Source organism: Dyadobacter sp. CY343 (genome assembly GCF_021390335.1).
GTDB lineage: Bacteria > Bacteroidota > Bacteroidia > Cytophagales > Spirosomataceae > Dyadobacter.
Map to the genome: position 1 here is coordinate 378,412 of NZ_JAJUXK010000006.1, position 12,515 is coordinate 390,926.

The window sequence follows — 12,515 nt, forward strand, 5'->3', positions numbered from 1 at the left end:
TGCAAGATAATACAAATTCATTGACGTAATTTGGAAGTATAATTCTAAAAATTCTCCGCAAAAGCTCGATTTGTGTGAACAGTAGATTTTGTTTGCCTATGGTTCCAGGAATAAGCCGGTATTTGAAAACATTGTTGATCATACTGGTATCCCTGCCATATTACGGACACGCGCAGAGCTCTTTTATCCCCTTCAACGACGATTACTACCACCTGATAGACCGCCTCGAAATTAAAAGAGGCAAGTTTTCAGAAGGTCTGCATTACAATACGAAACCGTTTGAAAGAAAGGCAGTTGTCGCATTAACCGATTCCATTTTAAAAGAAGGAACGATCAACCTGACCGACCGCGACTGGGAAACGATCGACTACCTCCGGGAAGACAGCTGGGAATGGACAAAAGGAATGGTCGCGACCGACTCGGCCAAATACGATCAGCTGGCCAGGCTGCATTGGTTTAAGCTTCCGCCTCCCGGCCAGAAAAGAAAATTTTTCGCGCATCCAGCTGACCTTTACAGCATTCACAACAAGGATCTGGACCTGCATTTTAACTTCACTACCACCAATTTTATAGGAAACGATCGCAGAAACGATCTTGCTTCTCCTTCCGATTCTACTTTATGGTACACAACCCGCGGCGTGGAAATCAGGGGAATGATCAATGAAAAGTTGGGTTTTTATACTTATGTAGCTGATAATCAGGGGCGATTTCCAAGGTATGTAAATCACTCTGCGCCTCAGTACAGCTTCCCCGGCGAGGGTTTGGCGAAGGTAACTCGCAATAATGGAAGGGATTTCCTGACCGCGCGCGGCTACATTACATTCCGACCGTTGAAAAGCATTAACGTACGCTTTGGCCACGATCACAACACTTTTGGCAGCGGCTACCGTTCGCTGATCCTTTCGGACAACAGCAGCCCCTATTTGTTTTTAAGGCTGGATACTCAGCTCGGCCGTTTTCATTATACCAACCTCTGGACCAGCATGATGAATGCCGGGGAGAACTCATTTACGGAAGGTTTGAGAAATAAAAAATTCGCGGCTATTCACCATTTGAGCGTAAATCTGACTGACCGTATCAACTTCGGGGTTTTTGAGGCTGAAATATTTAACAGGGATACGGTCGGCGGCGGCTACGATCTTAACTATCTCAACCCGATCATTTTTTACAGATATGTGGAATCCTATATCGGAAGCCAGGATAACGCATTGCTGGGATTTGATTTTCGGTGGTTAGTGGGAAGGAAAGCTTCTATATACAGCCAGTTTGTTTTAGATGAATTTTTGACCAGATATCTCTTCAACGGCAGCGGATCCTGGACTAACAAATACAGCTTTCAGCTAGGCGGTAAATACGTCGACGCTTTCGGAGTGCCTAATCTCGACTTACAGGCAGAATATAATTTGGTGCGACCTTATACCTATTCACACAAAGATGGCGGGCGAAATTACATGCATTACGGGCAGTCACTGGCCCACCCGCTCGGCGCGAATTTCAGGGAATATCTGGGAATTATCCGCTACAAAGTAACTCCGCGGCTCTCGGCTTATGGCACAATTATGATGGCCACGCAAGGAAAAGATCCTTCCTCCGGCCCTCCTATGAACTTCGGGGGCGATATTTCTAAAAATTATGATGAGCGCAGCGTAAACCGCGACGGGGAGCTTGGACAGAAGATCGGACAGGGAATAAAGGCTTCCACTGCATTCACAGACCTTCGTCTATCCTATTCACTCGCCCACAATTTGTTTCTCGACGGTCGCTACCTGGTCAGAAATATCAAATCGGATGATGTGAAGGTTGCGTCCAAGTACAATGTTTTTACATTCGCGATTCGCTACAACATGGCTTACCGCCAGCAAACGTTCTGATAATCAATACCATCATGGAAACTAACCCGCATGAACTTCGCAATCTGATCCGGCTTGCATTGCTGGAAGATATTGGCGACGGCGATCATTCGTCCCTTTCAAGTGTACCCGAAAATGCCGTGAAACGCGCGAAGTTGCTCGTGAAGCAGGATGGTGTCCTGGCGGGCGTGGAGGTTGCCCAGCTGATCTTCGACGAGACCGCTACCTATTATAATGATCCCCCACTGAAAATAGATGTGTTACTTTTTGACGGAACCGACGTCAAAAGCGGAGACATTGTTTTTATCGTGGAAGGAAGCGCGCGCCTGATCCTGAAAGCGGAAAGACTCGTGCTGAATACCATGCAGCGCATGAGCGGCATTGCGACTTACGCGCGGCAAATGTCTGCATTGATCGACGACCTGCCGGTAAAACTGCTGGATACCCGCAAAACGACGCCGAATTTCAGGCTGTTTGAGAAAATGGCGGTGAAAATCGGTGGCGCTGTCAACCACAGGATGGGCCTGTATGATATGATCATGCTGAAAGACAACCACGTCGATTACGCAGGTGGTATCGAGGCGGCGATTACCAATGCGCGCAGATACCTGGCGGAAACGGGCCGGGATTTGAAAATTGAGATTGAAACGAGGAATCTGGCAGAAGTGGAAGAAGTGCTGAGAGTGGGCCAGGTGGATATTATTATGCTTGACAACTTTTCGCTCGACGATCTGCGGGAAGCTGTAAAAAGGATCGGGGACCGGTTTGAGACCGAAGCCTCGGGTAATATCACTGAAAAAACGTTGCGAGCCGTGGCTGAAACGGGCGTAGACGGGATTTCGAGTGGTGCATTGACGCACCAGGCGCGAAGCCTGGATTTAAGTTTAAAAGCCTTCTAACCTTTATCCCCATACCGAAAGCGTATGCAGCATACAGGATATTTTGCATACGCTTTTTACAAAAAAAGCCTTTGGCTGCTCCCGCGTGCCCTTTTCCTTCTCGTAGTATTTGTTTTCTTTTCTCCAAAAATCACCCTCGCTCAGGCGCCTCCCCGGCAGGATATTGATATTAACCAGTTTGTAGCCAGCCTTTTTCCGGTCCCTTTGGAGGATATTGATTACACCGAGCTCTTCGAATCGCTGATACAACTCTACGCCAATCCGCTCGATATCAATATAGTTACCGCCGATGAACTGTCTGGCACCCTGATACTTTCGGATTCGCAGATCCGCGCTTTGCTGCAATATCGGGAGCAACTCGGCCCATTCATTTCCCTTTATGAATTGCAGGCAGTGCCGGGTTTTGATATGCCCACAATCCAGCGGTTACTTCCTTTTATTTCTTTAAACCCCAAACCTGTTTCTTTAAAAAACGCATTACAAAGTCCGAATCAGCACTTTTTGCTATTACGCTCAGGCAGGATACTGGAAACTCAAAAGGGATTTTTACCCCTGGATTCTACTTCAAAAGCTGTTACCAGATATCTCGGAAATCCATATAATGCATTTTTAAGATACAGGAATGCGCGGACGGGCTATTATAGTTTTGGGGCCACTTTGGAAAAAGATGCGGGAGAAAAATGGCTGGCCTGGAAGCCGAAAAAGCATATTATCGGCACCGATTTCACTTCTTTTCACGCACAATTATTGAACCGGGGGAAGATCAAAAATCTGATCATCGGTGACTATCGAATGCAAACCGGCCAGGGAATGGTGATGGGCGCGGGTTTTTCATTAGGTAAAGGTTCGGAAGTAATTAAAACAGCCTATCGGAGCACACTGGGATTCAAACCTTACACTTCTTCCGGGGAAGCCGACTTCTTTCGCGGCGCTGCATTGACACTCAGAATTGGCAAGAAAACGGATTTTTCTGTGATGTATTCAAAAGTGAAAAGGGACGCGACCCTGGATATGGGCGCTGACGGAAAAACATTTGCTACTTCGCTACCCCTTGCCGGCTACCACCGCACACCTACTGAAAATGAAAAACATAACAATTTTTCGGAACAAAATGCGAGCGTACATTTTCTGCATCAGTTCCCATCCGAAAAAGGGCAGGTCGGGATCACTGCGCTGCACACTTACTATGAAGCCCCGATCCGGAAAAGGGGCGCGCTGTATAATGAATTTGAATTCTCAGGAAAACAAAATCTGATCGCTGGCATTCACGGCGATTACCGCTGGCACAACTATCACTTTTTTGGGGAAGGCGCATTATCCGGCGGAAAAGGTACCGGTATTACAGCTGGCGGTATCGGGAGTTTTGGCAGGAAATGGGACGCCACCTTTCTTTTTCGACATTATGCAAAGAATTTCCATACATTCTATGGTAACCCGATCAGTGAAGCAACCCGCCCATCGAACGAAAATGCGGTATATGGCGGGTTACGGTTTATGCCCGGAAAGCGCTGGCAGCTGAGCGGGTATTTCGACCGGTTTTGGTTCCCAGGGCTGCGTTACCAGGTGGATGCACCTTCGAAAGGATTTGACTATTATCTGCATTTTTTATTCAAACCCAATAAGCGGCTGAATGTGTACGGGTTAATGCACGAAAAGCAGAAACAAAAGAATGATCCTGAAAATAAAGAGCAGCAGAATCGCCTCATAACTTCGGTTCGTCGCACTGCGATGCTTAATTTTGAATATGAAGTACCTCTGCGCTATGCGATTCGCACGCGGTGCCAGGTGGGGGATTCAGGTGAAAAACACGCCTCCCGGTCGAAAGGGATAACAATTTTGCAGGATCTCACCTGGCATTTTCCCAAGATCGAACTCAGCACCCGGTTCGCCTGGTTTAATACCGACGATTACGACAGCCGCCAGTACGTTTACGAAAAAGATATGCTTTACGCATTCTCAATTCCAGCTTACTACGACAATGGTACGCGGCATTATCTGATGCTGAGATATAACGTTTTCAGGAATATGAAAATATGGGCGCGCTGGTCGCAAACGCGGTACAGGGATTTGCAGACGATCAGCTCGGGACTGAATGAGATCAAAGGAAATAAACGCAGCGAGCTCAAAATGCAGGTGATTTACCAGCTTTGAAACTATACATATTGAACACAACAACATTGAAAGAACAGGAAATGGCCCTTGATAAAAAAGAAGCATTAAAGAAGTTTTTCGGTTACGACAGTTTCAGGGAACACCAGGCGGAAATCATCGACACCGTTTTGGCCGATAATGATTGTTTTGTACTAATGCCGACAGGCGGCGGAAAATCGATCTGTTTTCAGATTCCCGCAATCCTGAGAGACGGGCTTACGATTGTAATTTCTCCTCTGATCGCATTAATGAAAGATCAGGTCGAGGCGCTGCTGGGCAATGGGGTTTCAGCGGCTTATCTGAACTCGACATTATCATCCGCCGAGCAGGACCGGATCATGTGGCGCGCGAAAACGGGCGACCTTAAATTGCTATATATTGCTCCCGAGCGGCTTTTTTCGGGAAATACATTCGAGTTTTTAAAAGAATGGAACGTCGGACTTTTTGCAATTGACGAGTCGCATTGCATTTCCTCTTGGGGCCACGATTTCAGGCCGGAATACCGGCAGCTGAGTTCACTAAAGATCCGTTTTCCGCAAGTTCCGGTGATCGCATTAACCGCGACGGCAGACAGGGTTACCCGCCGCGATATCCTGAAACAATTACGCATTGAAAGCGCACAGACCTTTTTAACCAGCTTTGACCGGCCCAATCTAAGCCTGAATGTTCTGCCGGGCCGAAAGCGAATTCAGCAAATACAGGATTTTATATCGAGGCGGCAAAATCAGCCGGGGATTATCTATTGCCTCAGCAGAAAAAGTACTGAAACGGTAGCAGCCAGTTTGAAAAAAGCCGGGTTGAAAGCGGAACATTATCACGCCGGTTTGCCGGCCGAGCAACGTTCCCGGGTGCAGGAAGCATTTCTACGAGACGATCTGCAAGTAATTGTCGCTACGATTGCATTTGGAATGGGAATCGATAAATCGAATGTGCGCTGGGTGGTCCACTATAACCTGCCTTCCAATGTGGAAAGTTTTTACCAGGAAATAGGCCGGGCCGGGCGCGACGGGCTGCCGGCGGATACTGTGCTGTTTTACAGCTATATGGATATTATGACCCGCCAGGATATGATCAATAATTCGGATCAGTCGGAAGAACAGAAGGAGCTGTTGCATGCAAAGCTGAACCGGATGAAACAATATGCGGAAACGGACATTTGCAGGCGCCGGGTATTGCTGAACTATTTCAATGACGCATTCGACAAAGATTGCGGGAATTGTGATGTGTGTAAAAATCCGAGAAGCCGTTTTGATGCCACGGTAATCGCGCAAAAAGCACTGTCGGGCATTGCCAGAACCGATCAGAAAGTAGCGATGGGGATGCTCATCGATATTTTGCGAGGAAGTAAAAACCGGAACGTATTGCAGCACGGCTACGAGCGGCTGCCCACTTTCGGAGTAGGCGGCGAGTTGAAATCGGAGGAATGGACCGAATATATCGGACAGCTTTTGAACTCCGGCGCCATGGACATCGCCTACGACGAGGCGCATTCTTTCAAGCTGAACGCGGTGAGCCGGCAGATATTGAAAGGCGAGCGAAAAGTGGAACTCGTCAAATTTATTCCTTTGAACGAAAGGAAGGCGAAGGAAGAAGAGCTTGCGCCTAAGGAAAAACCGAAGAGAGAAATTGTGCGCGACGCCTTGTTTGATCGGCTGCGTACGTTACGCAAGCAACTTGCCGATGCGCTCGGTGTGCCGCCTTATGTCGTTTTCAGCGACGCCACTATTTCCGAAATGGCGCAGAAAAAACCTGTTTCAGAAATGCAGATGAAGTCCATTTCAGGTGTGGGAGCTGAGAAATTCAGACGTTACGGAGAAACCTTTATCAATGAAATCCTCGACTTTGCCCGTGAAAACTTCAAACCGGGTACGAAGGCTGTCGCGGGGATGACAATTATAGAAACGCTTAGCTTATTTAAATCCGGCGCTTCCATACAGTCGATCGCGGAACAGCGGGGACTGAGTACTACCACCATTATTTCTCACCTGATCAGACTGAAAGAAGAGGGTAATGAGATCGACCTCGAATCGCTGATCGACAAGCGCGCATACCAGACAATTATCACCGCCGCGGAGGAAATGCAGGTTCGGAAAAACGATCCGCTCAAACCACTTTTTGAGTTGCTAAATGAACGATTTGACTACGGCCAGATCCGGCTCGCATTAGTAATATGGGGTGAAAAAAATGGGTTTTCTTAACAATAAGCAGAATAGGACATAACTCATATTGGCTCTTCGAAAATCCACTTACAAAAAATTAATTCAAATTTTTTTTCGATTACAACCTTTTGGCTCAAAAATTGCTCTTTCAAGCGTATATGGCTCTTTTTCCAGATCCCAGATATTACGCATAACTATGAAAAATCAACGTATTCTAATCATTGCCTCTATTTTATTAATCCTTTGCGTTTTCGAGAAGCAGGCACGTTACAAAGCAGTACGGGGTGTAACTGTGGAAAAAATGTACAGTATTCCTGAAAGGAGTGAGTTAGATGTCCCAGTATATACTCAAAACGAGCCGAATGCATCTGGCGAAAATAAATCTTTGTACGATCCTGCACAGCTGCTTGAACTCGTTTCCAGCGATACCACTTATAATAATGGCTTTAAACTGACCGACGAAAGATCACTTGACATTTCATCGGCCAATACACTTTCCAGTTACTAATATTCTTAACTGAAAAGCCCCATAATATCTTCCTGGCTTAGCTTCTTGATAAAGCCGGATTCGCCCCCCACCAGATCTTCCGCGAGGTCCTGCTTTCTCTGCTGAAGCAACAGGATTTTTTCCTCAATTGTATCCTTGCAAATCATCTTATAAGCGAACACCTTCCGCGTTTGTCCGATACGGTGGGTTCTGTCAATTGCCTGCCGCTCGACAGCCGGGTTCCACCAGGGATCGACGAGGTATACGTAGTCGGCCTCCGTTAGGTTCAGACCGACGCCGCCAGCTTTCAAACTCATCAAAAATACCCGGCAAGTCTGGTCGCTTTGGAAACGGTTAACCCTTCCTGCGCGGTCCACCGTCTGCCCGTCGAGATACTCGTAAGGAATTTTCACTTTTTCGAGATGCTGGCGTATTAGATCGAGCATTCCGAGGAACTGACTAAATATTAATATCTTGTGATTCGACGCATTCTCCTCGATCTCCCTCGTGATCTCTTCCAGCTTCGCGGATTCATTTCCAAAATCTTCGTCGCCTGACAGGATAGAAGGAGAATCACAGATTTGTCTGAGCTTTAATAATGCTTCCAAAATCAGGAAACTGCTTTTGTTCAAACCCTCCGTCGCCAGTTTTTCGGCGATTTCCTGCCGGTATCTTTCCCTGAAAATCTCGTAAACCTTCCGCTGCTTCTGGCCCATTTCGCAGAACAGAATAGTTTCCGTTTTGTCGGGAAGATCGGTTGCTACCTCCTCTTTTGTTCTTTTCAACATAAAAGGATACACCAGCTTGCGTAGCTCAGCGGCTTTTTCCTTATCCTGATATTTATCGATCGGCGTCGCATATTCACTTCTGAAAAAGTCGGCGTGACCGAGCATTCCGGGATTCAGGAATTCAAATTGTGAGTAAAGGTCGAAGGTATTATTCTCTACGGGAGTACCTGTCATCGTAAGCCGGTTCTTGGCGCGGAGCAGGCGAGATGCTTTCGAAGTGAGCGAGTCCGGATTTTTAATAGCCTGGGCTTCATCCAGAACGATGTAGTTGAAATCGAACTTCCTGAGAAGCTCTACGTCACTCCGCATGGTACCGTAAGTAGTAAGGATAATGTCGTATTCCTGAAAGAAATCGATCTCCTTTTTCCTAGCCATTCCCCGGTGCACATACAATTTCAGGTCAGGCGTAAATTTCTCTGCCTCTGCCTGCCAGTTGAATATCAGTGTAGTAGGAACTACGACAAGATTCGTATTAGCTGGGTTGAGGTTTTTCTGTTGTTGAAGAAAGGTCAGCATTTGTAACGTTTTCCCTAGCCCCATATCGTCGGCCAAACAACCTCCCCAACCGAATTCATCAAGGAAATGTATCCATTTATAACCTTCTTCCTGGTATTGGCGAAGCGTTGCCTGAATGTTCCCCGGAAGCGGCACATTTGGTATTTCCTTGAAGTTCAGCAGCTTCTCCTTTTTCTCTTGTAACTCCCTGAATACCTCTTCGTTATCCACTTCCGAGATCATTTCGTCGATCAGCGAAAAGTGTATTTTGGATAAATGGATCTGGTCATTATCGACCCGGCCAAACTGCATGATCGGTTCCAGCTTCGCAATCCATTCTTCCGGCAGCATACCGAGCGAACCGTCGCTCAATTGCACGTAGTTTTGTTTCTTTAAAAATGCCTTTTTGACCTCGGCAAGCGATACTTTCTGATCGCCGAATGTGATTTCAATCGTCATATCAAACCAGTCGATGCCCGAAGAAGCTTTCACTTTCACGGAGCCGCGGTTTGGATTAAAACGCATTTTTTTAAGATCATTGAAGCCCAATACATCGTATTGCTTCTTTTTGGCACCTTCCACAAACTTGAAGAGCCAACCGTCTTTCATTACCTGATCGAACGGAATGTAGAAAAATGGCTGACCCGTTTGTTGTTCAAATGAAGGATGCAGGGATTTCAGCCACTGCCAAACCGCATTTTCTCCCGGCAGATCCCTTTCCAGCATGGTAATCTCATTGTCTCTGAAACTGCTGCTGGTACGGCGCTGGTCATGGAAATATTCGGTAGTGCCTGTCTCGTTTTCGTAAACGTAGGCAGGGACGATCAGCAGGTTCGCATCATCTTCCCGAAGGTACAGATTGGGCTTTTTGAGCGTAAGCGGGTGCGTGGTTACCTGGTGGCGGGTTTGAAAAATAACATCAAACTGCTCGGTCACAGGAATAATCCAGTCCGAAAGAAAGGTATCTGCAAATTCTTTCTTAACCCTGATCTTAAATCCGTTCTGACTCAGGTAAACGACCATTTCGGCCTCATTTACACCGGCCCAGCGAAATAGCGTTTTCTCATTGTGTAGCCCGAGCCAGAAGCTGTCCAGCGACATCACCTTTTGAAGTTCGATCGGAACGCCGGGTTTTAATTCAATATATGGATTAAGGGTAATGAATTCCTTGTCCTCAGTCAGAACAAAAAAGAGTTTGACCGGGTCGCGGTGAAGTTCGAGTTGGGTTAGCTGGTTGTTACTGGTCACGTAATCGCCGTCTGCCAGGTAAACGCGCTCAGGATCAAGGTCATTGAATACCCGGTTGATCTGTTTTCCAACATAAGTCCTAGCCTCGATACGCTGGTTGCTACTTACATCGTCGAAATGCAGGTAAGCATTGTAAGCCCAGCCCTGCTTGCGGATGAATTTTTGCAAACCTTCCTCCCAATGCTTCGCAAGTCTTACCAGACGCGCATCTGCTTCGGTCAATACCGGTATTTCGTCGGCCGCATAATAGTGGCTGGATCCGCCGGCTATATTGCGGATGCTGGTCAGCTTCTCGGATTTAGTACTGTATTTGACAGAAAAAACACCGAACCCAACGTCCAGCAGATGATTTCTTCCTTTTGACCAAAAAACAAAAATAGAAACCCTGTCCTCTTCGTCCTGCGCGTTTTCTGCATTGGCTACTGTAAATGACAGGCTTTGCTGCGGGATAATCCGCTCTTTCAGCGCTTTCCAATTCTGGTATGAACCGATTTTCTGGATCGCGGGATCGAGTTTGATCAGCTGTAAGCCACCGTCCTCATCCAGCCGGAAATCGAATTTATCTTTAAACTGATCTTGCAGTGAATATCCGTATTCTGCGAGCAGACTGTTTTTTTCAGCTGTCAGGTCGCGCATTACGTCAAATGCTTTCTCTCCTAGCTCTTCCCGCAATTTGAGCAAGCCAGCAAGCTTATGTTCGCAAAGGGGCACCCATAGTTTTTGTCCGCAGGTACAGGAAGTATGTATCTGCCTGGTATTTGGTACCCTGCTGAATTTTGTATGGTAAATAGTTTCCTGATCGGTAACTGCGCATTCCGCCTCTCCTTCTCGTGCAGCCGTAATTTCGACTTCCTTAATAGCCTCTTTATTGCGCCAGGTATCGTCCAAAACCAGGCTGCGAAGCTGGAATTCACGAAGCTCGGCCAGCTCGATCACCGAGTCGGCCATGTCGTAAGTCACCTGCTTGATCGTCGGCATTTTGTCGAGGATATACAGGATAGCCGCGACCCTGTGTTTACAGAGCCCCGCTTTGTCAGGACAAGTACATTCGGTGATGATCTGGGGAGTAAGAAAATCTCGGATATTGATCTGATAGAAGTGGATCGAATAGTCGCTTTTGACCTTAAACTCCGCATTCCCGGGACCATTATATTCCAGCTTTGATACTTTTAAGCCGCCACTGCTATAAATGGAACGCCCTCTTGACAATACGTCCTTCTCTGTTCGCTTTAACAAGAAGTTAGATAATTTCTCCTTCTTTTCGTTTTCCATTTACCCGCTACCTTGTGAAAACGCAAAAGTACGGGATGTTTAGGTTTTATAGAAATCGCGAAAGGAGATATCCCGCTAATTTCAGCTGGCGATATACGGCTGTCGTATTACACCAATGTGCGGGCGGGCGAGTTTGTCCTTAAAAAAGTTGGTGATCTGTTCGCCTACATTGGGATAGAGCAGGTTGTCGGACAGTGTATCAATTGGAAGCCACACGATCCGGAGTGCGGTTGTATGTTCAGGATTTAGTTTGGGTTCGCCCGAAGAAATAGTTGCTTCAAACACCATGTGCAGCGTTTCTTTCTTCACCTGCGGCCATATTACCTCTCCGCAGCAAATCATTTCCCCTATGTTTGACTTGATCTGGATCTCTTCTTCCAGTTCCCGAAAAAGTGCTTCTGCCAAGCTTTCTCCCGGGTCAGGATTGCCGCCGGGCAGACCGTATACTTCTGTCTGGCCGTAACAATAACAAAGTGTTAATATCGAGTTGTCCCGGATTATAATTGCGGATGGACGTACGTTCATGCAGGAATAGGGGTCAGTAACGGAGTGATTTAATATAGTGTTGGTGGAAATTTTGTTAATCCTGCAAAACCATTTTCTCAATCAAAAGCATGAAAATGTGAATTACCTTAATGTGTATTTCCTGAATTCTGTCGGCGTAGCCAAAATGTGGGACTCTGATCTCTACATCAGCGAGTCCGGCCAGTTTGCCACCATCTTTGCCTGACATAATGATTACTTTCATTCCCTTCGCCCTCGCCGCTTCGGTTGCATTAATAATGTTAGCAGAATTTCCGCTCGTACTCAGTCCAAAAAGCACGTCACCGGCTTGTCCCAAACCTTCGATAAACCGGGAGAACACAAAATCGTACCCAAAATCATTACTTACGCAGCTCAAATGACTTACGTCGGAAATGGCGATTGCAGGCAGTGAGCGGCGATTATCGCGGTACCTGCCGGTAAGTTCCTCGGCAAAATGCATGGCGTCACAATGTGAGCCGCCATTTCCGCAGGAGATTATTTTCCCATTTGCGAGAATTGCGTCGGCCATTAAGCGGGCACCTTTTTCTATTTTTTCAATTTGTTCAGGATCATTCAGAAACTGATCCAATACAGCCTGTGCTTCTTGCAATTCCTGACTAATAATACTCTTATAATCCATT

At 46.7% G+C, this 12,515-nt stretch carries 8 protein-coding genes; 5 read left to right on the plus strand and 3 right to left on the minus strand.

Annotated elements, in window-relative coordinates:
• Window positions 1-98: 98 nt before the first annotated feature.
• The 5 genes from LZG94_RS21540 to LZG94_RS21560 all read left to right on the plus strand — a co-directional run bounded on the left by LZG94_RS21540 (window position 99) and on the right by LZG94_RS21560 (window position 7,567).
• Window positions 99-1,871 carry a capsule assembly Wzi family protein gene (locus LZG94_RS21540; protein WP_215235142.1) on the plus strand — a complete coding sequence of 591 codons (1,773 nt, stop codon included), beginning with the start codon at window positions 99-101 and terminating at the stop codon, window positions 1,869-1,871.
• Between the two features lie 14 nt (window positions 1,872-1,885).
• Window positions 1,886-2,749 carry a carboxylating nicotinate-nucleotide diphosphorylase gene (gene nadC, locus LZG94_RS21545; RefSeq protein ID WP_233793808.1) on the plus strand — a complete coding sequence of 288 codons (864 nt, stop codon included), beginning with the start codon at window positions 1,886-1,888 and terminating at the stop codon, window positions 2,747-2,749.
• A 24-nt stretch (window positions 2,750-2,773) separates the two neighbouring features.
• Window positions 2,774-4,900 carry a ComEA family DNA-binding protein gene (locus LZG94_RS21550; protein WP_233793809.1) on the plus strand — a complete coding sequence of 709 codons (2,127 nt, stop codon included), beginning with the start codon at window positions 2,774-2,776 and terminating at the stop codon, window positions 4,898-4,900.
• A 41-nt stretch (window positions 4,901-4,941) separates the two neighbouring features.
• Window positions 4,942-7,098, plus strand: coding sequence for a DNA helicase RecQ (gene recQ / locus LZG94_RS21555; RefSeq protein WP_233793862.1), 2,157 nt, complete (start codon window positions 4,942-4,944; stop codon window positions 7,096-7,098).
• 157 nt (window positions 7,099-7,255) lie between these two features.
• Window positions 7,256-7,567, plus strand: a complete 312-nt coding sequence (locus LZG94_RS21560) for a hypothetical protein (protein WP_233793810.1) — start codon at window positions 7,256-7,258, stop codon at window positions 7,565-7,567.
• A 5-nt stretch (window positions 7,568-7,572) separates the two neighbouring features.
• Here the strand turns inward: LZG94_RS21560 and LZG94_RS21565 are convergent, their stop codons facing one another.
• The 3 genes from LZG94_RS21565 to lpcA form a co-directional block, all read right to left on the minus strand.
• The gene (locus LZG94_RS21565) at window positions 7,573-11,349 is read right to left on the minus strand and encodes an SNF2-related protein (protein ID WP_233793811.1); all 3,777 of its coding nucleotides are present in this window, start codon (window positions 11,347-11,349) and stop codon (window positions 7,573-7,575) included.
• 81 nt (window positions 11,350-11,430) lie between these two features.
• On the minus strand, window positions 11,431-11,874 hold the full coding sequence (locus LZG94_RS21570; RefSeq protein WP_233793812.1) for an NUDIX domain-containing protein: 444 nt from the start codon (window positions 11,872-11,874) through the stop codon (window positions 11,431-11,433).
• A 55-nt stretch (window positions 11,875-11,929) separates the two neighbouring features.
• Window positions 11,930-12,514 carry a D-sedoheptulose 7-phosphate isomerase gene (gene lpcA / locus LZG94_RS21575; protein WP_233793813.1) on the minus strand — a complete coding sequence of 195 codons (585 nt, stop codon included), beginning with the start codon at window positions 12,512-12,514 and terminating at the stop codon, window positions 11,930-11,932.
• Window position 12,515: the final 1 nt, after the last annotated feature.